Source organism: Serratia sp. K-E0102 (assembly GCF_029962625.1).
GTDB classification, from domain to species: Bacteria; Pseudomonadota; Gammaproteobacteria; order Enterobacterales; family Enterobacteriaceae; genus Serratia; species Serratia sarumanii.
In genome coordinates, this window is sequence record NZ_CP124754.1 from 1,305,738 (window position 1) to 1,330,436 (window position 24,699).

Sequence of the window (24,699 nt, forward strand, 5' to 3'; positions counted from 1 at the left end):
CGCCAATGATCCTCGAGGGCGCCTACCAGTTGCCGGGGCGGGCCGCACGTGAGGCGGCCCGCCTGCTGGTGAACGAAAGCGGCGAGGGCGTGACGCTGCAGCGGCAGGATGAGCAACGTTACATCCCCTTGGCGGACATCACCGTCTCTGCGGCGCTGGGCAATATTCCGCTGACGCTGACCTTTAAGGACGGCGCGCGCTTTGTGCCGGACGACGATGCGGCGTTTCGCCGCTGGTTCTATCAGCGCCGTTCGCCGGGCTGGGTGCATCGCCTGGAACGCCACAAACGCGGCGTCGCTCTGGCGCTGCTGATGACGCTGCTGGCGGTCGTGGCCTACGTTTACGTCGTGCTGCCGTGGGCGAGCAGCGAGATCGCCATGCGCATCCCCACCTCGGTGGAACAGACGCTGGGCGAACACACGCAGACGTTTTTAAGCCAGAGCGGCTTCAAGCCTTCTGCACTCCCGGCCGAGCGGCAGCGGGCGTTGCAGCAGCTGTTCCGGCAGGTGATGCCGGCCGAAATGCGTGAGGAGCGTACGCCGCTGTCGTTGAAGCTGATGGCGGTGCCCGGTGCGCCGAACGCCTTTATGTTGCCGGACGGCACGCTGGTGCTCAGCGATAGTCTGGTCGCCCTGGCGAAAAACGACGATGGGCTGGCGGCAGTCATGTTGCATGAGATGGGGCACCACGCTCATCGCCACCCAATGCGCATGCTGGTGCGTTCGTCGCTGGTGGCGTTGACGCTGATGTGGATGACCGGTGACGTCAGCGGCATCGGCGATACGCTGCTGCAGTCTGCGTCCTTCGTGAATGAGATGCAGTTTTCCCGCGGCATGGAGCGCGAGGCGGATGCGTTCGCGATAGCGGAAATGCAGCGACAGGGGCGTTCGCTGGCGCAAATGGCAGCGATCTACCGCGCGTTGGCGCAGGCGCCTGAACGAGAACAGGCCGATGACTGGGCGCTGCCGGCCTGGCTCAGCACCCACCCGGCGATGCAGGAACGGCTGGACGCGGTGAACGAGGCGATGGCGCAGCAGCCGCCACAGTAATCAGTAATAAAAAAGCCCCCGGTTTTCACCGGGGGCTTTTTCGTTAACGGGCGAAATTACTTCGCTTTACCCTGGTTTGCCACGGCGGCCGCTTTTGCAGCGATCTCGTCGGCGTTACCCAGGTAGTAACGTTTGATTGGCTTGAAGTTCTCGTCGAACTCATACACCAACGGCACGCCGGTTGGGATGTTCAGCTCGAGGATTTCGTCTTCGCTCAGGTTATCCAGGTATTTCACCAGCGCGCGCAGCGAGTTGCCGTGCGCCGCAACGATCACGCGCTCGCCGCTCTTGATGCGTGGCAGGATCTCTTCGTCCCAGTAAGGAATAACGCGATCGATGGTCAGCGCCAGGCTTTCGGTCAGCGGCAGCTCTTGCTCGGTCAGCGAAGCGTAGCGCGGATCGTGGCCAGGGTAACGTTCGTCTTCTTTGGTCAGTTCAGGTGGGGTCACCGCGAAGCCGCGACGCCATTGTTTCACCTGCTCGTCGCCGTATTTTTCAGCGGTTTCCGCTTTGTTCAGACCCTGCAGCGCGCCGTAGTGACGTTCGTTCAGCTTCCAGGATTTTTCGGTCGGCAACCAGGCCTGATCCAGCTCGTCGAGGATGTTCCACAGGGTGTGGATCGCGCGCTTCAGTACGGAGGTGTAAGCGAAGTCGAAAGTGAAACCTTCCTCTTTCAACAGCTTGCCTGCTGCTTTCGCTTCGGTGCGGCCCTTGTCGGACAGATCAACATCGTACCAACCGGTGAAGCGGTTTTCTTGGTTCCACTGGCTTTCGCCGTGACGCACCAGAACCAGCTTAGTTACAGCCATAGCTTAACTCCTTAATAATCTGACATTTCAATGATAACGAAAATCATTATATTGCCGCGGGCCGGGGCTCGGCAATCGATAGTGTCTAACCATAGCCAATTTCTTGCCGCAAAGTAAGGGCTGGCGAAAGGAAAAAGCTGAATCGTTCAGGCTGGCGCTGCGAGGGGGGAAACGGCGCGCCAAAATCGCTTCGGGCGCGCCGTGGCGTGGGGAAAATCAGGCCGATTTTTTCAGGCAGTTGCTCATGAAGGTTTTACGCGCGTCGCCCTTCAGATCCTTGGTCTTGGCGTCGGCGTTGCAGTTCTTCATTTTCTGCTGCTGCGGCGTCAGGGTTTTGCCCGTCGCGGCGGAGCCTTCGGATTTCAGACAGGTGCTCATGAAGGTGGAACGATCGGCGCCTTTCAGCGATTTGGTGGATGCCTGCTGGTTGCAGTCGGTCATGCGTTTCTGTTGAGCCGCCTGCGCCGGCGAAGGCGTTTTCGTCGCCGTCGTCGCGTCGGCCGCCATCAGATTGGTGCTCAGCATTAAGCCAGCCAGCAATGGAAGTGCAGTAATCAGACGCATAGGTGTTCCTTCAGCTATTGATTGGCCGCCATCGGCCGAAAAAGGTGACGTTGCACAAGGCGTTGTGCTTATCACGGTAGCCTGAGTGTAGTGCGCGCTTTGGAATAAGGGAAGGCGGGCGCCGGTGGGGGGATAGCGTTAAAAGGTAAGCATTTATAACAAATTGCCCCCGGCCGCACGGCGAGGGGCGTGGCGGGTCAGATAGGATAAAACTGATAATGCGTGGCGCTGCGATAGCGGCTCCCCGGCTGCAGCCAGCAGTCCGGCTGCGGCCACTCGGGATGGTGCGGGCTGTCCGGCAAGAACTCGCTTTCCAGCGCCACGCCGGCATGGTCGGCGTAGCTGCCGCCATCGCGCGCCGGCGTGCCGGCCAGGTAATTGCCGCTGTAGAGTTGCAGCGCCGGCGCGTCGGTGAACACGCTCATTTGCACTTGCCCGTCGGCGGACCACAAATGGGCCGCCGGGCTCTCCAGCGCCCCACAGGTACGATGCAGCAGGAATGCGTGATCGTAGCCTTTCACCCGCTGCTGGTCGCTGTCGCGCAGGAAATCGTGCAGCAGCGTTTTCGGCTGGCGAAAATCCATGCCGCTGCCGTCCACCGGCGTCAGATCGGCGCAGGGAATGCCCTCGGCGTCGACGGGCAGATAGCGATCGGCGAACAGCTGCAGCCGCTGGGCGCGGGCGTCGGTGCCGGCGCCGTCCAGGTTGAAATAGGCGTGGTTGGTCAGGTTGACCGGGCAGGGTCGATCGACCTGCGCCAGATAGCTGATTTCCAGGCGATTGTCATGAGTCAGGCGGTAACAAACCTGCACGTCGAGATTGCCGGGAAAGCCCTGATCGCCCTCCGCCGAGTGCAGCACATAGCAGACCTGTTGCGCATCATGCTGTACCCGGCGCCAGCGGCGGGCATGAAAACCGTCGGGGCCGCCGTGCAGCTGGTGGGCGCCCTGATTGGCGGCCAGCGCATGGGGTTTCCCGTCGATGAGCAGACTGGCGTTGGCGATGCGGTTGGCGTAACGGCCGACGGTGGCGCCCAGATAGGCGCCCTGACGCGGGTAGTCCGCCGGGCTGCGGCAGCCGAGCAGCAACTCGCGTCTTTCGCCGGATTTGAGCGGCAAGACGGCGGACAGCCAGGTGGCGCCCCAATCCATCAGCGTCACCGTCATGCCGCCGGCGTTTTGCAGCTGCGTCAGCTGATAAGGTTGCCCATCAGGGGCGACTGCCGTGGTTGCGGTCAGCATAGGCCGGCGCCTTGCGAAGCCTGGCAGACATAGAAGGTTTCCTGTAATCCGCCGGTTTGCCGCGGATACTCGTGCGCTACGGCGGCACGCACCGTCTCCACGAGATCCTGCGGCATCAGCGCGACGACACAGCCGCCAAAGCCACCGCCGGTCATGCGCACGCCGCCGCGCGGGCCGATCGCCGCTTTGACGATCTCGACCAGCTTATCGATCGGCGGCACGGTGATTTCAAAGTCGTCGCGCATCGAGGCGTGCGACTCCGCCATCAGCCGGCCCATGCGTTGCAGATCGCCGGCCGCCAGCGCGTCGGCCGCCGCCAGCGTGCGGGCATTCTCGCTGATGACATGGCGCGCGCGTTTGGCCACCAGCGGATCCAACTGATGTTGACGCGCTTCGAACTCTTCCGGGCTGACGTCGCGCAGCGCCTTGACGCCGAAGAACCGCGCCGCTTCCTCGCACTGTTTGCGGCGGGTGTTGTATTCGCTGTCCACCAGCCCGCGTTGCACATTGGAGTTGACGATCACCACCGCGACGTTGTCCGGCATCGGCACCGCACGGGTCTCCAGCGATCGGCAGTCGATCAGCAGCGCGCTGTCGCGCCGGCCGAGCGCGGAGATCAGCTGGTCCATGATGCCGCAGTTGCAGCCGACGAACTGGTTCTCCGCTTCCTGGCCGTTCAGCGCCAGCGCTACGCCGTCCAGCGGCAGCTGATAGAGCGCCTGCAGCGCCTGGCCCACCGCCACTTCCAGCGCGGCGGAGGAGCTGAGCCCCGCGCCCTGCGGCACATTGCCGGCGATCACCAGATCCGCGCCGCCGAAGTCGGCGTTGCGGCGCTGAAGGTGCTTCACCACGCCGCGCACATAGTCCGACCAGCGCTGATCGGGGTGGCTGACGATCGGATCGTCGAGCGAGAATTGATCCTGCTGATGCTGATAATCGGCGGCCAGCACGCGGATCTGGCGGTCGTCGCGCTTGGCGCAGGCGATGACGGTTTGGTAATCGATAGCGCAGGGCAGCACGAAGCCGTCGTTGTAATCGGTATGTTCGCCGATCAGGTTCACCCGCCCCGGCGCCTGGATGGTCAACGCCGGCGCGTAGCCAAAGTGTTCGGTAAACAGAGAATGGGTAAGCGGTTTCAGGCTCATGCTTGGGCTCCGGCTTCACGGTAATGAATATCGCTGACGGCGCGCAGACGCTCTGCGGCCTGTTCGGCGGTCAGATCGCGCTGGGCTTCCGCCAGCATCTCGTAACCGACCATAAATTTGCGCACGCTGGCTGAACGCAGCAGCGGCGGATAGAAATGGGCGTGCAGCTGCCAGTGTCGGTTGTCGGCACCGTTGAACGGCGCGCCGTGCCATCCCATCGAATAGGGGAAGGAGCACTGGAACAGGTTGTCGTAGCGGCTGGTCAGCTTCTTCAGCGCCAGCGCCAGATCCTGGCTTTGCGCCGCGCTGAGATCGGTAATGCGCTGCACCGCCGCTTTCGGCAGCAGCAGCGTTTCAAACGGCCAGGCGGCCCAGTAGGGCACCACCGCCAGCCAGTGTTCGGTGTTTACCACGATGCGTTCGCCGGCGGCCAGCTCGCGCTGCGCATAGTCCAGCAGCAGCGGGGAGGCGTGTTCCCGAAAATACGCGTGCTGCAGGCGATCTTCGCGTTCGGCCTCGTTCGGCAAAAAACTGTTGGCCCAGACCTGCCCGTGCGGGTGCGGGTTGGAGCAGCCCATCGCCGCGCCTTTGTTTTCGAACAGCTGTACCCAGGGATAGTGCTTGCCCAGCTCATCGGTTTGCGCCTGCCAGGCGGCGATCACCTGCTCCAGCGCCGGCAGCGTCAGTTCGGGCAGGGTCTTGCTGTGATCGGGAGAGAAGCAGATCACCCGGCTGACGCCGCGCGCGCTCTGGCTGCGCATCAGCGGATCCTGGCTGTCGGGCGCCGGCGGCGTATCGCTCAGCAGCGCGGCGAAATCATTGGTGAAGACGTAGGTGCCGCGATAATCCGGATTGCGATCGCCGGTGATGCGCGCGTTTCCCGGGCACAGGAAACAGTCGGGATCGTGCGCCGGCAGCGTTTCCGTCGGGACGGTCTCCTGCTGGCCCTGCCAGGGGCGCTTGGCGCGGTGCGGTGAGACCAGCACCCATTGGCCGCTCAGCGGGTTGTAGCGGCGGTGCGGATGATCGATAGGGTTAAATTCTGTCATACGGTTCCTTTCTTGGCGTCGACGAGGGTGTAATCGCTTCCAATTACCGTCTTAATACGCCCTTTGCTGAACAGGGAGAGGTCATTGCGCAAAAAGATAGCACGCCCGCGGCGCTAAAAAGGTGATCTAACGCGAAAAATGGAATCGTTTACACTGTGATAAAAAGCGCCTGATGGGCGGAGAAAAGCCGTTGGCAACGTGATTGAGGGCATTGCGGTGCGCTGCCGATGATAGCGTTTTCACCCGACCTGCCGGCAGAGAAGGGCTCTCTGCCGGCGTCAGCCGTTAAGGATGCTGATACAGCGGGTAGGTAAAGAACAGCAGATGGGTCAGATTAAGCCCGAAATGGAACAGAATCGGCACCCACAGGCGGCCGCTCCACATCCACGCCAGGCCGTAGATTACCCCGGCCAGCGTCGCGAAGATCACCATCAGCATGCCGCCGGCCAAATGCGCGGCGCCGAACACCAGAGAAGCGACGATCAGCGCCGGCCAGGCGCCCAGCCACTGGCTGAGGCGCTGCTGCAGGTAGCCGCGAAACAGCGCTTCTTCGGCCATACAGACGAAGAACAGGTTCGCCATCACGAAAGGCAGGATCCAGGCGGGCGCATGCAGCTCGATTTTTAAGCCGCCCAGCGCCACGGCCAGCAGCAACAGCGCCGGCACGGCCAGCAGCAGCGCAATCCAGCCCGCTTTGCCGACGTTGCCGCCGCGTTCAGCGGAAAACAGCGTGGGCAAGCAGGCGAACAGCAGGAAGGGCACCATCGCCTTGTCGAAGTTGTAATACATGGTGAACGGCGCGCTGAGCGGGCCGGCTTTTTCACCGTCGATCATCAGCTGATTGTGGATGCCCGGCACCAGGTGCAAGAACAGCGCCACGCAGCCGGCGACCACCAACCCTTCGAACGCGATCGCCAGACTACGCCGCTCGCGAAAATGGTGACGCAGCCCCGCCAGCGCCACGATGGCCAACAGGCAACCCAGGCTGAGCGGCGTCAACACCCCATGATAAAGCCCCATGCCCGCCGAGGCGGCCAGGATAACCCAGGCTATCAGCCGGTTAAACGGTAAGAAAAATAACGAAGCAGCCAGTACGCCCCACATGATATGTCCCTTTAAAATATGTACACGGCGCTCAGCGCCTTTGCGGCGTGCGATGATGGCGAAATTGAGCGCTAGAGCGGATAGTAGCACACCAAGATGACGCTAAAGGTCGGGGCAGTGACGCATCCGTGCAGGGTGCCGGCCCACACGACCGGCGGTATTGAGGTCAGCCTTGCATCCAGGCCTGCGAACGGGCGATTTTCGCCAGGTTTTGCAGGGTGTCCAGGCTCTGCTGGTGGAGCTCCTGCGTGGGGGCTGCGCACAGATCGTGCAGCACGGTCACCTGGAAGCCGGCGTCGTGCGCCTGACGCGCGGTGCTCTCGATGGCGAGCGGCGTGCTGACGCCCGCCAGCAGCAGATGATGGCACCGATGTTGCCGCAGCCAGGCTAACAAATTGTTACCGGAGAAGGCGCTCACCGCCGTTTTATCAAACTGCAGATCGGTCTCCTCCTGATGCAGATCGGGCGTCCAGCGGCAGCCCGGGCCGTTTAGCCGCAGCGCGCCTATCTGTTTCAAATGGTTGAACAGCGGCGAGTGGAGCGGGATGTCATGATAATCGTCGGCAAATCCCGTCCGCACCCAAATCACCGGGATTTTTCGCACCCGGGCGTAGGCCGCGGCGGCATTGACGTTGGCGAGCAGGTGGCTTGCCGTCACCTGTTCGCGGCAGTGGTTGGCGCGCCCTTTGGGCCCGATCAGATCCTCGATCAGGTCGATGATAATCAACGCAGCGGACATGGCGTCTCCAGAAAATGGCCTTCTTTCTTTCTATGATAAAAGGCCAAATGTGATGTGCTGCGGTGAAGTGTTGCCGGATATGTTTACGCCGCGCTTCAGGCGGAGGTCGGCTCCAGCCGTTGCTGTTGGTAGCCGTAGCCGCCCTCGCCGTCGGGCACGAAGCTGAGGCGGTGTGTGATGCACTGCGGCGCGTCTTCGGCATGGTGCGAGACGAACAGCAGCTGGGTGGCGCCCTGGCCGATCAGCACGTCGATGAAGCGGCGCACCAGCTGGCGATTGAGCGGATCCAACCCTTGCAGCGGCTCGTCGAGGATCAGCAGCGCCGGGTGTTTCACCAGCGCGCGGGCGATCAGCGCCAGCCGCTGTTGGCCCCAGGAAAGGCTGTGGAACGGGGCGTCGCCGTGCGCGCCGTCGAGCCCGAGCAGCGCCAGCCATTGCTCGGTCAGCTGCCGCTGACGATCCGACACCGCCTGATAAATGCCGATCGAATCGAAGAACCCCGACAGCACCACGTTGCGCACGCTGGTGTTGACGCGATAATCCAGATGCAGGCTGCTGCTGACGTAGCCGATATGGCGCTTGATCTCCCAAATGGTTTCCCCGCTGCCGCGGCGGCGGCCGAACAGAGTCAGATCGTTGCTGTAGCCCTGCGGGTGATCGCCGGTGATCAAGCTGAGCAGCGTGGATTTGCCGGCGCCGTTCGGGCCGACGATCTGCCAATGTTCACCGGGGTTAACCTGCCAGTCGAGATGATTGAGGATCGGCCGATCGTTATAGCTGACTACGCCGTCGCGCAGGACGATCAGCGGCCGATCCGCCGGCAGCGCCACCTTTTGCGTTGGATCCTCCTCCTCCGGCAGCGCCAGCCCGCTGAGGTTTTCGCTGTGCGCCAGCTGCGCCACCAGCGCGTCCGCCATCACCTGGCGGCGCGGCCCGCGGTTGGTCAGGGTACAGTCCGCCAGCACGCCCACCTGCCGGACAAAATCCGGGATGTCGTCGAACCGGTTGAGCACCAGCACCACGGTCTGGCCCTGGGCGGAAAGCTCGCTCAGCAGCGTGGCGAGCTGCGCGCGCGAGTGCACGTCCAGCCCGTCGAAGGGTTCGTCGAGGATCAGCAGGTCAGGCTCGGGCATCAGCGCCCGGCACAGCAGGGTTTTGCGCGTTTCGCCGGTGGAGAGGTATTTGAAGCGGCGCGTCAGCAGGGCGGTGATGCCGAACTGCGCGGCCAGCCGCTCACAGCGCGCGGCGTCTTGCACCTCTTCCTGAATGATTTCCGCCGCGGTGCGGCCGGTGTCGTCCTCGTCCGCGCTGAGCAGATCGGTGTTGTTGCGTTGCCACTCGTCGCTGACCATTTTTTGCAGCTGTTCGAAGGAGATGCGCACCGCGTGCTGAAAGTCGCTGCGGCGCTCACCGCTCAGCAGAACCAGTTCGTCGGCCAGCGCGCGCGCCAGGGCGGATTTGCCGCTGCCGTTGGCGCCGACGAAGGCCCAGCTGTCGCCGGCCTGGATTTCCAGCGCGTCCAGCGTCAGGGTGCGGGTATCGCTTAAGCGGAATGAACCTTGCGAAATGTGCAACGACGACATCACCTGTTCCTTTTTTTGCAATTATTTGCCTTAGGAATAGGCGCATTGCAGGGTGATGTCAATCAACAAAAACGCAACGTTACGTTGCGCTTAACACAACGTGGCGACAATCACGCGATCGGCGTTGAACAGGGCGTGTACGGCGGTGCCGACGCTCAGCTGCAGGCGCTGCAGCTCCGCCGTCGTCAGGGTGGCGCACAGGGTTTCGCCGCCCGCCAGCGTCACCAGCACCTCGCTGTGTTCGGCGCCCGGCTGAATGCCGGCCACCACGCCCGCCAGCGCGTTATCCGCGCCGGCATGCTCCGCGGTATCGACGCTTAACCGCACCCAGGGCGCCTTGATCAGCGCCAGCACCTCTTTGCCCGGCGTCAGCTGCAGCCGGTCGGCGCTTTGCTGGGTGACGGCCGCCGTCAGGCGAGTGGTGCCGTCATTCAACAAAATCGCCAGGTGCTGCTGCACTTGCTGATGATCGCGTTCGATGACGGTACCGAAGAACTGATTGCGCGCGCTGGTTTGCAGCGAGAAGCGCGAGATGGCCGCCAGCAGGCTGTCGAGCGGCAGATCGTCCTGCTGCAACACGTCGAAAGCTTTTTGCTGCACCTGGCCCAGCAGGTCATACAGCTGGATCAACCGCTGGCCATAGTGCGTCAGCTGTGCGCCGCCGCCGCCTTTACCGCCGGTGGCGCGTTCCACCACCGTTTGTTCCGCCAACTGGTTCATCTCATTGATGGCGTCCCAGGCGCTTTTGTAGCTGATGCCCGCCAGTTTGGCGCCCTGGCTGATGGAGCCGGTGTGCTGCACCTGTTTCAGCAGCGCGATGCGGCGCGGATCGGCGAACAGCTTTTGCTGGAGTTTGAGAGTCAGAAGAATTTCGGCCTGCATAGCGCATCCTGTCGGCGGCAAAAATCTTATTGTCGCCGATTTGGCGGCAAAGCGCCAAGCGCAGTGCGCTGGAGGGCGGGGCAATAAAGACTGGTATTGCTTTGTTGTTATAATATAACATAACAGAAAAACGATAAGGCTTTACGCTGGCTGCGGCCGGTTTTTATTTCACCACAGGGATGCTTCACATGAGTACGACACGCTGGCGTCTTGTCACGCCCAGAAAATCGTTATGCCTTGCCGCCGCCTGGGTCGGCGGCGCACTGACGGCGCCGTTGGCTTTCGCCGCCGACTGCGATAAAGCCCGCAATGCCATGGGATGCGAAGAACAGCTCACCGTGGAGGCGGCGGCCCCCGCGGGGCGCTACGATGCGTTGAACGCCGTGAGCCGCAGCGCTTCGCAGCTTGGGCTGACCGCTCGGGAGACGCCGCGCAGCGTCGATATCATCAGCGCAAGAGCGATCCAACAGCGGGGCGATCGCTCGCTGGCCGCCGCCGTCGAGCACGCCACTGGCCTGTCCGGCGTCGCTTCGCCGACGCTGTCCAACAACTTTTCCGCGCGCGGTTTCCGGCCGATCGCCTGGCTGTATAACGGCGTGGAGATGCCCGGCAGCACGCTGCAGCTGGGCGATCCGGCGCATTACGACAGCATCGAGATACTGCGCGGGCCGGGATCGGCCTTGAACGGCCTGAGCGCCGCGGGCGGCAGCGTCAACCTGATCTCGCGGCGGCCGACCTTCAGCCGCCAGCCGCTTGAGCTCGATTATGGCTTCGGCAGCTACCGCAGCCAGCGATTGCATCTGGGAGCCGGCGGCGCGCTGGTGGACGATGCGGTGGCGTACCGGCTGGACGTCAGCGGCAACGACAGCGGCAGCAACGTGCAGTACGAACGCGATCGGCAGAAGCGGGTTTCCGGCTCGCTGCTGTTTAAACTGACGGACGATGCGCTGTTGACGCTGAGCCTGGACCGCACGCTCAACCGCACCAACAACCCTTACTACGGCACGCCGCTGCTGGACGGGCGCATTGCCGGCGAGCTGCGCGACATCAATTACAACAACCTGACCGACAGCCGCATCCAGAGCAACGCCACCGCATTTCAGGCTAGTCTGGACTGGTTTATGACGCCCGAAGTGGAGTGGCATAACCAATTCTATTACTACAGCGGCTTTCGCGAGTGGCGCAACGTCGAACGCTTTCGCGTCGCGGCGGCGGCCCGGCCCGGCGACGTCAACCGTGACTCCTTCGGCGCCCTGGCGCACGACGACGATCTGATCGGCAACCGCAGTTCGCTGGTGTTCGATCGCGCCATCGCCGGTTTCGATAACCGGTTGCTGGTCGGCCTCGATCTGAGCAAGCGGCATTTTCAGTACTACTCCAACGGCTTCCCCGGATCCGAAGACGTGCCGCTTGGCGCGCCGCCCCGAGAGCCGTTCGCCCAGGGAACCGACCGCCAACGCGCGCCGGTGCGCCACGTTACCCAGAACCAGTATGCCGCCTTTCTTGAAGATCGCTTCAGCCTGACCGAGCGTTTAGCGCTGCTGGGCCAGCTGCGCTACAACCATATGAACATGGACTGGCGCTTCCAGGGGCCGCAGGAAGAGAGCCGCGCGCATACCTACGTTTTCAGCACCTGGAGCCTGGGCCCCAGCTATGCATTGACCGATAACCTCACGCTCTACGCCAACTACACCACCGGCCAGGAGCCGGGCAACGATCTGTTCTTCCTCAGCCCAACGCAGACCGATCTGCCGCTGACGCGAGCGCGCCAGTGGGAGGCCGGCGCCAAAGGGCAGTTCTGGGGTAACAAAGGCGAGGCGACGCTGGCGCTGTACGAACTGCGCAAGGACAACCTGTTTGTGCCCGACGCGCAGCGGCCGGATGCGTTGAACGCGGTAGGCAGGCAGACGTCGCGCGGCATCGAGCTTGGCGTGGTGCTGCGTCCCGACGAGCGCTGGGAGCTGGCCGGCAACGCCGCCTACACGCATGCCCGCTACGACGACTATCGCGGCGGTAGCCCGCTGCGCAGCTACAACGGCAATCGCCCGGCCTATATTCCGGACTGGACTGCCAACCTCAGCGTGCATTATCAGGCGACGGAGCGCCTGGGGCTGGCTTCTTCGCTGCGCTACGTCGGCAGCAGTTACAACGACGACGCCAACCGGCGCAAGATGCGCGCGTATACCACGCTCGATCTGGCGGCGGACTATCAGCTGACGCCGATCGTCGATGTCGGTTTTCGCATTCGCAACGCCACCAACCAGCTGTACGCCTACCAGCGCACTTACCCGGATCAGGCGCTGATCGCGCCGCCGCGCAGTTATGAAACCTTTGTGTCGGTCAGGTTCTGACGGCGTGAAACGCCGGCTTGCTCTGCTGTTGTGCGCCCTGGGATTGGGCGGCGGCGCGCCGCTGCGCGCCGATGCCGTCAGCCTGCAAAATTGCGGGGTAACGCACGATTACCCGCAGCCGCCGCAGCGGGTGCTGGTTTACGCCAACCCGGCGCTGGAAAACCTGCTGGCGCTGGGGCTGGCCGCCCGCGCGATCGGCGTGGTCGGGTATGACCGCGCGCGCGATCCCGCGCCGACGGCCGATGCGCTGCAGGCGCCCACCAGCCCGGCGCCGCCCACGGCGGAAGCGTTGTTGCTGATGCGGCCGGATTTTGTCTATTCGGCCAGCTATTACTGGCTGCACAGCCCGGAAACGCCCGATCGGGCGCGGCTGGCAGAATGGGGCATCGGCACTTATCTCTCACCCGACGCCTGCAGCGGCCAGCAAAGCGCGATCGCCGCCGCGCTGACGTTTGAAGACATTTTCACCGAGCTGCGGGAGCTGGCGCGCATTTTCAACGTCAGCCGCGCCGGTGAAGCGCTGGTCGAACGGCTGCGCGGGCAGCTGAGGGCGCTCGAACCACAGCGTGCTCAGCTGCCGCATTTACGTCTGCTGTGGTGGTATGCCGGCGCGCAGACGCCCTACGTGGCCGGCTGCTGCGGCGCGCCAGGTTTGCTGAGCCGCAGCGTCGGCAGCGAGAACCTGTTCGGCGACCGGCCCGAGCTGTGGCCGACGGTGTCCTGGGAAATCATCGCCGCCCGCGATCCGGATGCGATCGTGCTTGGCGATCTGCCGCGTGGCGGCCTCGGCGACAGCGCGGCCGACAAGATCGCCTTTCTGGAGCATCACCCGCTGACCGCGACGCTGCGCGCCGTGCGTCAGCGGCGCTACGTGATCCTCCCCGGTTACGACATGGACCCTTCCGCCCGCACCGTGGCGGCGTTGGGCCGTTTGATTCGGGGCCTGGCGGCCTTGCCGCCGCAGGCGCCGACTTTTTCCAACAAGGAACCTTGATATGACTGCCGTTTCATTCTCTTCGCTGCTGGACTCCTGGGATCGCCAGCAGGCGGCCTACATCGCCGAGCGGGAAGCGCGTTTTAACGCCCAGCTGGACGTGCTGGCGCTGGCCGCCGGTCAGGATTTTCACGTGGTGGATCTGGCTTGCGGCCCGGGCTCGCTGAGCCTGCGCATTTTGCAGCGCTTTCCGCAGGCCAGGGTGACCGCCATCGATCTCGATCCGCTGCTGCTGGCGGTGGCGCGCGGCGCGCTGGCGGCCTACGGCGATCGGATCCGCATTCTGCAGGCCGATCTGGCGGATCCGGCCTGTTTTTCCGCGCTGTCCGGCCCCGCGCCGCAGGCGGCGGTGTCCAGCACGGCGCTGCACTGGCTGATGCCCGAGCAGCAGCTGGCGCTGTACCGCAACGTCGCCGGGCTGCTGGCCGACGGCGGCGTGTTCCTGAACGCCGATCATCAGCGCTATGACCAGCGCCAGCCGCGGCTGAAAGCGCTGGCGGAGCGGCACGACGAGCAGACCCAACAGCGCGCCTGGGACAGCGGCGTTGAGGATTGGGATCGCTGGTTCGCCGGCGCGCTGCAATCGCCGGCGCTGGCCGCTTATCAAGCCGAGCGTGAAGCGCTGTTCGCCGGCCGCCCGGTGCCGCCGCCGACGCCGGTGGATTTCCAGCTCGCGGCGCTTAGACAAGCCGGTTTCAGCGAGGCGGGGACGGTGTGGCAGCTGTTGGACGACTATGTGATCGCAGGCTGGAAATAGCATGATCCGGCGGTTACTGCCCGGCCGTGAGGCCGGCTGGCTGCTGTTGCTGGCGGCGGCGCTGCCGCTGGCCCTGCTGGGCGCCACCCTGTCGGGGCCCGCGCCGATCGCGTGGCACGACGCCTGGCGCATCGTGCTTGGCGTCAGCGGCGGTGCGGCGACCGACGCCGATGTGTATCAGCGCATCATCTGGTCGCTGCGGATGCCGCGCGCGCTGTTGGCGGCGCTGGCCGGCGCCGGGCTGGCGTTGGCGGGCACCGTGCTGCAGTCGCTGACCCGCAACCCGCTGGCCGATCCCTGGGTGCTGGGCATCTCCTCCGGCGCCGGCGTGGGGGCGGTAACGGTGCTGGTATTGGGGCTGGGCGGCGGCCTGTTGTCGGTGTCCGGCGGCGCGTTTATCGGCGCGCTGGGGGCGTTTGCGTTGGTGATGCTGCTGGCCGGGCGTTCGCTGCAGGGGGAGTCCACGCTGTTTATCCTGGCCGGGGTGGCGGTGACGCAGCTGCTCTCCGCGCTGACTTCGCTGATCACGCTCTGGCAGGCGGACGCCAACGCCACGCGCGGCGTGATGTTCTGGCTGCTGGGATCGTTCAGCGACGCGCGCTGGCCGCAGGTCGGGCTGTGCGGGTTGGCGCTGGCGGCGGCGCTGCTGCTGTGTTGGCTGCGGGCGGGTGAGCTGGACGCGCTGGCGTTTGGCGGCGTGACCGCCGCTTCGCTGGGGGTGGCGGTGGCTCCGCTGAAGCTGCTGCTGTATGTGGTGACCACCGCGCTGACGGCGGCGATCGTCGCGTTCAGCGGCGCGGTGGGATTTATCGGGCTGACGGTGCCGCATGTCGCCCGGCGGCTGGTCGGCTCGCGGCATCGGCTGCTGTTGCCGGCCAGCGCGCTGTGCGGTGCGCTGTTCGCCGTGGCGGCGGACACCCTGGCCAGAACGCTGTTTGCTCCGCGCGAGCTGCCGGTCGGCGTGCTGACGGCGCTGCTGGGGGTGCCGGTATTCCTGCTGTTGCTGTATCGGAAGGTCAATGCATGACGATTGAAAAAGCGCGATCCGGCCTGTGCGCCGAGGCGGTGAGCTGGCGAGCGGGCGAACGCACGGTGCTGGAAAATCTGGATTTCTGCGCCTTGCCCGGTGAGATCACCGGCGTGCTCGGCGTCAACGGCAGCGGTAAATCCACGTTGCTCAAGCTGCTGGCCGGGTTGCAGCCCGCCGCCGGGGGCCGCGTTTGGCTGGCAGGGCGCCAAATTACCGCGTTTTCCGGGCGGGAGCGCGCCAGGCGCATCGCCTTTCTCGAGCAATCCGCCCCCGGCGCCTTCGCGCTGCCGGTGAAGGAGGCGGTGCTGCTGGGGCGCCTGGCCCATGTCGGCCGCTGGCGAGGTTTTGGTACCGAGGATCGCCGCCTCGCCGGGCAGGCGATGGAGCAAGTGGGCATCAGCCACCTGGCCGATCGCGATTGGCAGCGGCTGTCCGGCGGTGAACAACAGCGGGTGCATCTGGCGCGCGCGCTGGCGCAGCAAACGCCGTGGCTGCTGCTGGATGAGCCCGCCAACCATCTGGATATCGCCCATCAGCAGCAGTTTATGGCCTTGCTGCGGCGGTTGAAACTCAGCGTGGTGGTGACGCTGCACGATCTGAATCTGGCGGCCTGTTATTGCGATCGGGTGGCGCTGCTGCAGCAGGGCGGGATCTGTGCGGCGGGCACGCCGCGGCAGGCGCTGACGCCGGAGCACATTCGCGCGGTGTACGGGGTGGAAGCCCGGCTGGCGGCGCCCGCCGGCTATGCGCCACCGCTGATCTACTATCCTGCGGCGGGATGAGCCGGTGGAAAGGGCACGTTTGGCCGATCACAATTTCGCCCCGCTGGCTAAAATAACTCCGGTTTTAGCGATTTTTTTGGGTTAGAATAACCCGATATGCGGTGAAAGGCATTTGCCGCTCAATGGGCAGTTAAGCGAGGCTATCATGTTGGAATTATTGAAAAGTCTGTTGTTTGCCGTGGTCATGGTGCCGGTGGTCATGGCGCTGATCCTCGGCCTGATCTACGGTTTTGGCGAAGTGTTCAACGTCTTCTCCAAAGTGGGCCGTTCGAAAGAAAACCGCACCCAGCACTGACCGTTCCCCATCCCGATACCCGCCGGCATCGCCCGGCGGGCATTCCTCAAGTTATCTCACGCTTTGCCGATAAACCGCATGACAAGCTTTCGCGCAACGTTATATTATTTTTTATATAACGAAGAGTGATAATGCACGTTAACTTGCGGAGAAAAACAATGAAACAGCAATGGACCAAATGGGTTGGCGGGATCGTGTTGGCATCGGGCCTGGTGGCACAGGCTTCGGCGGCGGAAAAGATCACCGTGTTCGCCGCCGCGTCGTTGACCAACGCGCTGCAGGACATCGCCACCCAGTATCAAAAAGGCAAGGACGTGCAGGTGGTTTCCTCCTTCGCGTCGTCCTCGACGCTGGCGCGCCAAATTGAGCAGGGCGCCCCGGCCGATCTGTTCATCTCCGCCGATCAACAGTGGATGGATTACGCCATCGACAAACAGCAGATGGTGAAAGACACCCGCTACACGCTGCTGGGCAACGAACTGGTGCTGATCGCCGCCAAGAGCGATAAGCAAGACAAGATCGCCATCGACAAGCAGACCAACTGGGCCAAGCTGCTCAACGGCGGCCGCCTGGCTGTGGGCGATCCGGATCACGTGCCGGCCGGCATCTACGCCAAAGAGGCGCTGGAATATCTGGGCGCCTGGAGCGCGCTGGAGCCGAAACTGGCGCGTGCCAACAACGTGCGCAGCGCGATGGCGCTGGTGGAGCGCGGTGAAGCACCGCTCGGCATCGTCTACGGCTCCGACGCGGTCGCCAGCGACAAGGTGAAAGTGGTGGGTGTATTCCCGGAAGACAGCCACAAACCGGTTGAATATCCGATGGCGATGGTGAAAGATCGTCAAAATCCGACGGTCAGCGCTTTCTATACCTATCTGAAGGGCCCGGAAGCGGCCGCTATTTTCGAACATTATGGATTCACCCCGCGTAAATGATTCTGAGTGAGTACGAGTGGCAGGCGGTTGAGCTGAGCCTGAAAGTCTCCGGTTTGGCGGTGGTCTGCAGCCTGCCGTTCGGCATTCTGATGGCCTGGGTGTTGGTGCGTTGCCGCTTTCCCGGCAAGGCGCTGCTGGACGGCGTCATTCATCTGCCGCTGGTGCTGCCGCCGGTGGTGGTCGGCTATTTGCTGCTGATCGCCATGGGGCGGCGCGGCGTCATCGGCGAGTGGCTGTACGACTGGTTCGGCTTCAGCTTTAGCTTTAGCTGGCGCGGCGCCGCGCTGGCATCGGCGGTGGTGGCGTTTCCATTGATGGTGCGCGCCATTCGGCTGGCGCTGGAGGCGGTAGATACCCGGCTGGAGCAGGCGGCGCGCACGCTGGGCGCCAACCCGTGGCGGGTGTTTTTCACCGTCACGCTGCCGCTGTCGCTGCCCGGCGTCATTGTCGGCGTGGTGCTAGCCTTCGCCCGCTCGCTGGGGGAGTTCGGCGCCACCATCACCTTTGTCTCCAACATTCCCGGTGAAACCCGCACCATTCCGCTGGCGATGTATACGCTGATCGAAACGCCGGGGGCGGAAGCCGCCGCCGCGCGGCTGTGCGCGATCGCCATCGTGCTGTCGCTGGCTTCGCTGATGGTGTCCGAATGGCTGGCCCGCTGGGGCCGCAAACGGATGGGGGTGTAAATGCTGGAGCTGGATTTCTCGCAGCAGCTGGGCGACCTTAATCTCAACGTCCGCGCCGATTTGCCGGCGCAGGGCATCACCGCGATTTTCGGCCTGTCCGGCGCGGGCAAAACTTCCCTGATCAACGCCATCGGCGGCCTGACCCGTTTGCAGCAGGGGCGCATCGCGCTCAATGGCCGCACGCTGGTGGATACCGCCGCGGGCCTTTGCCTGCCGCCGGAAAAGCGCCGTATCGGCTACGTGTTTCAGGATGCGCGGCTGTTCCCGCACTATCGGGTGCGCGGCAACCTGCAATACGGCATGGCGGCCGGCATGCGCGCGCAGTTCAACACCATCGTCGAGCTGCTGGGCATCGGGCCGCTGCTCAATCGGCTGCCGCTGACGCTCTCCGGCGGTGAAAAACAGCGGGTGGCGATCGGCCGCGCGCTGCTGACCGCGCCGGAACTGCTGCTGATGGACGAGCCGCTGGCCTCGCTCGATCTGCCGCGCAAACGTGAACTGCTGCCGTATCTGGAGCGGCTGGCGCAGGACGTCAACATCCCCATCCTCTACGTCAGCCATAGCCTGGACGAGATCCTGCGCCTGGCCGAGCAGGTGATGGTGTTGGATCGCGGCGAGGTGCGCGCGTTCGGCGGGCTGGAAGCCGTTTGGGCCAGCAGCGCGCTGCGGCCGTGGCTGCAGCGTGAAGATCAGAGCAGCGTGCTGCGCGTCAGCGTGATTGAGCATCATCAACGCTATGCCATGACCGCGCTGGCGCTCGGCGATCAAAGGCTGTGGGTCAGCGGCATCGACGCCGAACTGGGCACCCAGCTGCGCATTCGCATCAACGCCGCCGACGTCTCGCTGGTGCTGCAACCGCCGGTCAACAGCAGCATTCGCAACGTGTTGCCGGCCAAGGTAAGCGAGTGTCTGGACGTGGACGGGCAGGTGGAAGTGAAGCTGGCGGTCGGGGAACACGTGTTGTGGGCGCGGATCACGCCCTGGGCGCGCGATGAACTGGCGATCCGCCCTGGGCAGTGGCTGTACGCGCAGGTGAAGAGCGTGTCTATCAGCCGCGAGAGCCGCTAAGACAGACCCTCCCGGCGGGAGGGCGAAAAAACTAGAGTACGCGGGTGCGGATCACCTCGGCGATGCCCGGCTGCAGGTTATCGGCGATCACCAGATCGGCGCGTTCCTTGATCGCATCATCGGCGTTGCCCATCGCCACGCCCAACCCGACCGCTTCCAGCATGCTGATGTCGTTGTAGTTGTCGCCGAACGCCACCACCTGATCCATGCTCAGCCCCTGCGACTCCACCCATTGGCGCAGGCGCTTGCCTTTGCTGTTGCCGCCTTTGGCGATATCCACCTGATCGTGCCAGGACCATTCGCACGCCAGCCCCAGCTCTTTCTCCACCGTGTCGGCAAACTCGCGCAGCGCCAGGGTATCGGTGTGCGAGGTGGCGAATTTCCAGATCGCCTGCGCGTCGTCGGCCGCCTGCGCCAGGCTGCCGACCTGCAGCAGCGTCGGGCGCTGCGCCGCCGGCAGGGTTTCGGCCCAGGCCAGCGAGCGGATCACGTGGCCGCTCGGCTCCTGATACAGCATGGCGTCGTCGACGTACATCAGCCCGTGAATATCGGTCTGTTTGAGCATCTGCAGCACCTGCCTGGCCTGATCTTTCGCCAGCGGATCGGCTGCCAACACCTTCTTCTGCTGAAAATCATACAGATAGGTGCCGTTGCAGCAGATGGCCGGGGTATCTATCTGCAGCGCCTGGTAGAACGGATGGATAGCGACGTGGTGGCGGCCGGTGACCACCACCACCTGGATGCCGGCGGCGCGCGCCTGCGCCAGCGCTTCCAGCGATTGCGGTAAGATGCGTTTTTGGTTGTCCAGCAGGGTGCCGTCAAGATCGAGGGCGATGACGCGGTAGCTCATAGGGTTCTCGTTATCGTTAGCCATAAAATTAATCCGATGGTACACCGGATAGCCAACGGAGAAAACCGCGTGAGCTTACGGTGCTAAGCGGGGTTGCCATGCGACGGATGTGCGGTAAGCTAGGGGCAATCGAACGGCCTGAAACCGGTTCCTCTTTTACCCTTTGCAAGGAGAACACATGAAGCAAATCGTTTATGTCGCCAGCCCGGAGAGCCAGCAGATCCACGTTTGGCAGTTGGATGACGCCGGCGCGCTGGCGCTGCTGCAAACCGTTGACGTGCCGGGCCAGGTGCAGCCGATGACCCTTCATCCGGACAAGACCCACCTGTACGTCGGCGTGCGTCCGGCGTTCGGCATCGTCAGCTACCGCATCGAGGCGGACGGCACGCTGCAGCAGGCCGGCATGGCGCCGCTGCCGGGCAGCCCGACCCATATCTCCACCGATTTGCAGGGGCGTTACCTGTTCTCCGCCTCCTACAGCGGCAACTGCGCCAGCATCAGCCCGATCGGCCACGACGGCGTGGTGACGGCGCCTATTCAGCAGATCGACGGGCTGACCGCGCCGCACTCGGCGAACATCGATCCGACCAACCAGCTGGTGCTGGTGCCTTGCCTGAAAGAAGACCGCATCCGCCTGTTCAACCTGAGCCTGGCGGGCCAGCTGACGCCGCACGCGCAGGAAGCGGTGGCGACCGCCGCCGGCGCCGGCCCGCGTCATATGGCGTTCCACCACAACGACAAGTTCGCCTACTGCGTCAATGAGCTGGACGGCACGGTGGACGTGCTGGCCATCTCGGAAAACGGCGGCAAATACACCGTCACGCAGACGCTGGACATTATGCCGGCCGACTTCGACGGCACCCGCTGGGCGGCGGACATCCATATCACGCCGAACGGCCGCTTCCTGTACACCAGCGACCGCACCGCCAGCATTCTGACCATCTTCAGCGTTTCCGCAGACGGCGGCACGCTGAGCGTGGTCGGCTATCATCCGACCGAAGCGCAGCCGCGCGGTTTTAACATCGATCACAGCGGCCGTTTCGTGATTTCGTCCGGCCAGAAATCCGATCACATCGCGGTGCATGAAATTGACCAGGCCAGCGGTAAGCTGACCACGCTGGCGCGTTATCCGGTGGGCAAAGGCCCGATGTGGGTGAGCGTGCTGGCGAAGTAATTCGGCGGTCAGACGAGTATGGAAAAAGCGCGATTCGGTGGAATCGCGCTTTTTTATTGGCGGGGGATCAGTTGAACGTCACCGTCAGCGTGGCGCTGCCGAGGCTGTGGAAATGGACGTTAAAGCCCACCAGCGCGCCGCTGGAACCCTCATCCACCTCGATGCGCTCCACGTCCAGCGCATGCACGGTGAACTGGTAGCGGTGGCTTTCGCCACTCGGCGGCGCCGCGCCGCCGTAGCCGGCTGAGCCGAAGTCGGTGCGGGTCTGCAGCGCGCCGGCGGGCAGCGGAGCTTTGCCGGAGCCCGCGCCCTGCGGCAGCTCGCGCACGTCGGCGGGAATGTTGGCCACGATCCAGTGCCACCAGCCGGAGCCGGTCGGGGCATCGGGATCGTAAACGGCGATCACGAAGCTTTTGGTGCCGGCCGGCACGCCGTCCCAGGCCAGGTGGGGCGACAGGTTATCGCCGTGATAGCCCATGCCGTTGAAAACCTGCTGCTGCGGCAGTTTGCCGCCGTCCTGCAGATCGTTGCTGTACAAACGAAAAGCCATAGTGACTCCCAGTTGTCGGTAAACGCGAACCCTTAAGCTAGATCTTTTCGGTGGAACAATACAACCCCTTGCGCCAGCGGCGGACGGTTGATCTCGACGGTGACATGCACCAGTTCGGGACGCGCGGCCAACAGTTGGCGTACCCGATCGGGGGTGAGGGTGCGATCGGCGCTGCTCAAGGCGATGACGCAATGATACTTTCCTTTGCCGATGCGGCCTAAATGCAAATCGGTCAGCGTGAGCGAGTGGCCGGCAGTGGCCAGAGTTTGACGAATTTCTTGTGCAACGGGAGCGTCCATTTCGGCATCCAGCAAAATCTTTCCACTATCGCGCATCAGGCTATAGGCCCAGGCGGCCACCATCATCGCGCCGACGATGCCCATCAACGGATCGAGCCAGACGGCGCCCCAAAGCTTGCCGCCGAACAGCGCCACGATCGCCAGCACCGAAGTGGCGGCGTCGGCGATGACGTGGATATAGGCGGAACGCAGGTTGAGGTCATGATGATGGTCATCGTGGTCATCCCCGTGATGATGGTGGCCGCCGCCGCGCAGCAGCCAGGCGCAAAGCAGATTGACGGCCAGCCCAATCGTACCGATGGCGATGGCTTCGTTGTAATGAATCGGGCTGGGATTCATCAGCCTTTGCGCAGACTGGAACAGCATCAGCGCCGCCACCAGCACCAACAACACCGCGCTGGTGTAACCGGCCAGCACTTCTATCTTCCAGGTGCCGAGGCTGAAGCGGCGGTCTTTGGCCAGCCGTCGTGCGGCGCCGTAAGCCAGCACCGACAGGCCCAGAGCCAGCGCGTGTGAGCTCATATGCCAGCCGTCGGCCAGCAATGCCATCGAGTTAAACAGCCAGCCACCGGCGATCTCGATGGCCATCATACCGGCGGTGAGTATCACCGCCCATCTGGTGTTTCTTTCAGCCAATGGGTTACCATCGTCAAAAACGTGGCTGTGCTCGCGGTGCAAAGCGGGCGCGTGAGAAGTCATGGTGAAGTTCCTCAGCAAAAGGTAGTGTGCTGAAATATACTATACCCCAGTATAGTAAATGACAATCAGGCGGAAATGATGAGCCATACCATCAGAGATCAAAAGAAGCTGTTGGCGCGGGTGCGCCGCATTAAAGGGCAGGCCGAAGCGCTGGAGCGCGCGCTGGAAAGCGGCGGTGAGTGTTCTGCTATTCTGCAGCAGATCGCAGCGGTGCGCGGCGCGGTCAACGGTTTGATGGCGCAGGTGCTGGAAGGGCACGTGCGCGAACACTTGGCTGCTGCGGACGCCACGCCGCAGCAGCGTGAGCAAGACATCGAGCAATTGATGACCGTCTTACGTTCCTATATGAAATAAGCATGATCTCACTGAAAAAACGCACGCCGTGGTTCGGCTGGCTGCGCCGTTGGGCCAAAGGCATCAAGCGCGATATTTACGCGCTGTGGCTGGCCGCCCGTGATAAGCGCACCCCGTGGTACGCCAAACTGATCGCGCTGCTGGTGGCCGGCTATGCGATCTCGCCGATCGATCTGATCCCGGACTTCATTCCGGTGCTGGGCTATCTGGACGACGTGATTATCGTACCGTTGGGCATCATGCTGGCGGTGCGCCTGATCCCCAAGCCGCTGATGGCCGAGCTGCGCGAGAAGGCGCAAAAGCGCGTGGATAACCCCACCGGCCGCATGGCGGCGGTGATGATCATTTTACTCTGGCTGCTGTGTCTGGGGCTGCTGGCCCGCTATCTGGACCAGCATTGGTAAGCCATTAACGCGCGGCGGCGGCCACGGCGGCGGTCAGGCGGCTGAGCTGTTCCGCTTCGATGATGTAAGGCGGCATCAGGTAAATCAGCTTGCCGAACGGCCGGATCCACACCCCGCGTTCGACGAACCCGCGCTGCAGCTCGGCGACGTTCACCGGTTCACGCATCTCCACCACCCCAATCGCGCCCAGCACCCGCACGTCCGCCACCTTCGGCAGCGTCGCGAGCGGCAGCAGCTCCTGCTTCAGCTGGGCTTCGATGGCGCTCACCTGCGCCTGCCAGCGATTTTCTGCCAGCAGCGCCAGGCTGGCGTCCGCCACCGCGCAGGCCAGCGGGTTGGCCATAAAGGTCGGCCCGTGCATAAAGCAGCCGGCCGCGCCGTTGCTGATGGTCTCCGCCACGTGGCGGGTGGTCAGGGTGGCGGACAGCGTCATGTAGCCGCCGGTCAGCGCCTTGCCCAGGCAGAGAATGTCCGGCACCACCTGCGCGTGCTCGCAGGCGAACAGCTTGCCGGTGCGGCCGAAGCCGGTGGCGATCTCGTCGGCGATCAGCAGCACCTGATGGCGATCGCACAGCTCGCGCACCCGCTTGAGGTAGCTTGGGTGGTAGATGCGCATGCCGCCGGCGCCTTGCACCACCGGTTCCAGGATCACCGCCGCCACTTCACCGGCGTGCTGCTCCAGCAGCGCGGCGAACGGCGCGATGTCCTCTTCACGCCATTCTTCGTCGAAGCGGCACTGCGGCGCGGTGGCGAACAGGTGCGGCGCCAGATAGCCCTGATAGAGGCTGTGCATCGAGTTGTCCGGATCGCAGACCGACATCGCGCCGAAGGTATCGCCGTGATAGCCGTGGCGCAGCGTCAGGATGCGCTGCCGCCGCTCGCCGCGCGCCTGCCAATACTGCAGCGCCATCTTCAGCGACACTTCCACCGCCACCGAACCGGAATCCGCCAGGAACACGCACTGCAGCGCTTCCGGCGTCATCTCCACCAGCCGACGGCACAGCGAGATGGCGGACGGATGGGTAATACCGCCGAACATCACGTGCGACATCTTCTCCAACTGCTGGCTGGCGGCCTGATTCAGGCGAGGATGGTTGTAACCGTGGATCGCCGCCCACCAGGAGGACATGCCGTCCACCAGACGCCGGCCGTCCGCCAGCTGCAGCTCGACGCCGCTGGCCGACTCGATCGGGTAACAGGGTAACGGGCGGCTCATGGAGGTGTAGGGGTGCCAGATATGACGTTGGTCAAACGCCAGGTCGGAAGCGGTGACAGACATACTTGTAAACCAAATTGAATTAAGATTGGT

At 63.8% G+C, this 24,699-nt stretch carries 26 protein-coding genes; 13 read left to right on the forward strand and 13 right to left on the reverse strand.

All coding sequences use genetic code 11. The features are described from left to right. The first annotated feature begins 5 nt into the window (after positions 1-5). Positions 6-1,049, forward strand: a complete 1,044-nt coding sequence (locus SSARUM2_RS06230) for a M48 family metallopeptidase (protein WP_060438986.1) — start codon at positions 6-8, stop codon at positions 1,047-1,049. A 56-nt stretch (positions 1,050-1,105) separates the two neighbouring features. Here SSARUM2_RS06230 and gpmA read toward each other — a convergent pair whose 3' ends face one another. The 9 genes from gpmA to modE form a co-directional block, all read right to left on the reverse strand. Next, a complete protein-coding gene (gene gpmA, locus SSARUM2_RS06235; RefSeq protein ID WP_033647147.1) occupies positions 1,106-1,858 on the reverse strand; it encodes a 2,3-diphosphoglycerate-dependent phosphoglycerate mutase in 753 nt (250 codons plus the stop codon). 216 nt (positions 1,859-2,074) lie between these two features. Continuing rightward, positions 2,075-2,422 carry a PsiF family protein gene (locus SSARUM2_RS06240; RefSeq protein WP_033637480.1) on the reverse strand — a complete coding sequence of 116 codons (348 nt, stop codon included), beginning with the start codon at positions 2,420-2,422 and terminating at the stop codon, positions 2,075-2,077. Between the two features lie 197 nt (positions 2,423-2,619). Next, positions 2,620-3,663, reverse strand: coding sequence for a galactose-1-epimerase (gene galM / locus SSARUM2_RS06245; protein WP_039566918.1), 1,044 nt, complete (start codon positions 3,661-3,663; stop codon positions 2,620-2,622). Next, the gene (galK, locus tag SSARUM2_RS06250; RefSeq protein WP_060438985.1) at positions 3,657-4,808 is read right to left on the reverse strand and encodes a galactokinase; all 1,152 of its coding nucleotides are present in this window, start codon (positions 4,806-4,808) and stop codon (positions 3,657-3,659) included. Before galK ends, galM begins: the two co-directional genes overlap by 7 nt. Then, a complete protein-coding gene (galT, locus tag SSARUM2_RS06255) occupies positions 4,805-5,857 on the reverse strand; it encodes a galactose-1-phosphate uridylyltransferase (RefSeq protein WP_060421193.1) in 1,053 nt (350 codons plus the stop codon). Before galT ends, galK begins: the two co-directional genes overlap by 4 nt. Before the next feature lie 285 nt (positions 5,858-6,142). Further along, positions 6,143-6,961, reverse strand: a complete 819-nt coding sequence (locus SSARUM2_RS06260) for a CPBP family intramembrane glutamic endopeptidase (protein WP_033647143.1) — start codon at positions 6,959-6,961, stop codon at positions 6,143-6,145. 166 nt (positions 6,962-7,127) lie between these two features. After that, positions 7,128-7,700: a cysteine hydrolase gene (locus SSARUM2_RS06265; RefSeq protein WP_060452732.1), complete on the reverse strand. Its 573-nt coding sequence runs from the start codon at positions 7,698-7,700 to the stop codon at positions 7,128-7,130. Between the two features lie 95 nt (positions 7,701-7,795). Then, positions 7,796-9,283, reverse strand: a complete 1,488-nt coding sequence (gene modF / locus SSARUM2_RS06270) for a molybdate ABC transporter ATP-binding protein ModF (protein WP_060439072.1) — start codon at positions 9,281-9,283, stop codon at positions 7,796-7,798. Positions 9,284-9,373: 90 nt separating this feature from the next. Further along, positions 9,374-10,165 (reverse strand): molybdenum-dependent transcriptional regulator, encoded by a 792-nt coding sequence (gene modE / locus SSARUM2_RS06275; protein ID WP_041033928.1) that lies wholly within the window; start codon positions 10,163-10,165, stop codon positions 9,374-9,376. A gap of 188 nt (positions 10,166-10,353) precedes the next feature. Between modE and SSARUM2_RS06280 the strand changes: the two genes are divergently transcribed. The 9 genes from SSARUM2_RS06280 (at position 10,354) to modC (ending at position 19,060) form a co-directional block, all read left to right on the forward strand. After that, on the forward strand, positions 10,354-12,516 hold the full coding sequence (locus SSARUM2_RS06280; protein ID WP_060438984.1) for a TonB-dependent receptor: 2,163 nt from the start codon (positions 10,354-10,356) through the stop codon (positions 12,514-12,516). A 4-nt stretch (positions 12,517-12,520) separates the two neighbouring features. After that, complete coding sequence (locus SSARUM2_RS06285) at positions 12,521-13,510, forward strand: ABC transporter substrate-binding protein (protein WP_226907351.1); 990 nt, start codon at positions 12,521-12,523, stop codon at positions 13,508-13,510. A 1-nt stretch (position 13,511) separates the two neighbouring features. After that, complete coding sequence (locus SSARUM2_RS06290; protein ID WP_033653521.1) at positions 13,512-14,267, forward strand: class I SAM-dependent methyltransferase; 756 nt, start codon at positions 13,512-13,514, stop codon at positions 14,265-14,267. A gap of 1 nt (position 14,268) precedes the next feature. Then, a complete protein-coding gene (locus tag SSARUM2_RS06295) occupies positions 14,269-15,294 on the forward strand; it encodes an iron ABC transporter permease (protein ID WP_041033936.1) in 1,026 nt (341 codons plus the stop codon). Then, the gene (locus tag SSARUM2_RS06300) at positions 15,291-16,079 is read left to right on the forward strand and encodes an ABC transporter ATP-binding protein (RefSeq protein ID WP_049235007.1); all 789 of its coding nucleotides are present in this window, start codon (positions 15,291-15,293) and stop codon (positions 16,077-16,079) included. The genes SSARUM2_RS06295 and SSARUM2_RS06300 overlap by 4 nt, the downstream gene beginning before the upstream one ends. 145 nt (positions 16,080-16,224) lie before the next feature. Beyond that, entirely contained in the window at positions 16,225-16,374 is a 150-nt protein-coding gene (locus tag SSARUM2_RS06305; RefSeq protein WP_004939813.1) for an AcrZ family multidrug efflux pump-associated protein, read from the forward strand. 158 nt (positions 16,375-16,532) lie between these two features. Further along, complete coding sequence (gene modA, locus SSARUM2_RS06310) at positions 16,533-17,306, forward strand: molybdate ABC transporter substrate-binding protein (protein ID WP_060438982.1); 774 nt, start codon at positions 16,533-16,535, stop codon at positions 17,304-17,306. Further along, complete coding sequence (gene modB, locus SSARUM2_RS06315; protein ID WP_033653514.1) at positions 17,303-17,992, forward strand: molybdate ABC transporter permease subunit; 690 nt, start codon at positions 17,303-17,305, stop codon at positions 17,990-17,992. Before modA ends, modB begins: the two co-directional genes overlap by 4 nt. Beyond that, complete coding sequence (gene modC, locus SSARUM2_RS06320; protein ID WP_016928697.1) at positions 17,993-19,060, forward strand: molybdenum ABC transporter ATP-binding protein ModC; 1,068 nt, start codon at positions 17,993-17,995, stop codon at positions 19,058-19,060. A gap of 31 nt (positions 19,061-19,091) precedes the next feature. Here modC and SSARUM2_RS06325 read toward each other — a convergent pair whose 3' ends face one another. Then, positions 19,092-19,910 carry a pyridoxal phosphatase gene (locus tag SSARUM2_RS06325; RefSeq protein WP_049212871.1) on the reverse strand — a complete coding sequence of 273 codons (819 nt, stop codon included), beginning with the start codon at positions 19,908-19,910 and terminating at the stop codon, positions 19,092-19,094. A 178-nt stretch (positions 19,911-20,088) separates the two neighbouring features. Here SSARUM2_RS06325 and pgl point away from each other — a divergent pair, with 178 nt between their 5' ends. After that, positions 20,089-21,084: a 6-phosphogluconolactonase gene (gene pgl / locus SSARUM2_RS06330; RefSeq protein ID WP_033637496.1), complete on the forward strand. Its 996-nt coding sequence runs from the start codon at positions 20,089-20,091 to the stop codon at positions 21,082-21,084. A 67-nt stretch (positions 21,085-21,151) separates the two neighbouring features. On the opposite strand, the gene SSARUM2_RS06335 is transcribed toward pgl, so the two are convergent. Next, entirely contained in the window at positions 21,152-21,634 is a 483-nt protein-coding gene (locus SSARUM2_RS06335; protein ID WP_033637497.1) for a kinase inhibitor, read from the reverse strand. 32 nt (positions 21,635-21,666) lie between these two features. Then, positions 21,667-22,632 carry a CDF family Co(II)/Ni(II) efflux transporter DmeF gene (gene dmeF / locus SSARUM2_RS06340; RefSeq protein WP_072269709.1) on the reverse strand — a complete coding sequence of 322 codons (966 nt, stop codon included), beginning with the start codon at positions 22,630-22,632 and terminating at the stop codon, positions 21,667-21,669. 78 nt (positions 22,633-22,710) lie between these two features. Between dmeF and SSARUM2_RS06345 the strand changes: the two genes are divergently transcribed. Then, positions 22,711-22,986 carry a metal/formaldehyde-sensitive transcriptional repressor gene (locus tag SSARUM2_RS06345; protein WP_019453999.1) on the forward strand — a complete coding sequence of 92 codons (276 nt, stop codon included), beginning with the start codon at positions 22,711-22,713 and terminating at the stop codon, positions 22,984-22,986. A gap of 2 nt (positions 22,987-22,988) precedes the next feature. Next, entirely contained in the window at positions 22,989-23,390 is a 402-nt protein-coding gene (locus SSARUM2_RS06350; RefSeq protein ID WP_016928691.1) for a YkvA family protein, read from the forward strand. A gap of 4 nt (positions 23,391-23,394) precedes the next feature. On the opposite strand, the gene bioA is transcribed toward SSARUM2_RS06350, so the two are convergent. Next, entirely contained in the window at positions 23,395-24,669 is a 1,275-nt protein-coding gene (gene bioA, locus SSARUM2_RS06355) for an adenosylmethionine--8-amino-7-oxononanoate transaminase (protein WP_041033952.1), read from the reverse strand. Between the last annotated feature and the right edge of the window lie 30 nt (positions 24,670-24,699).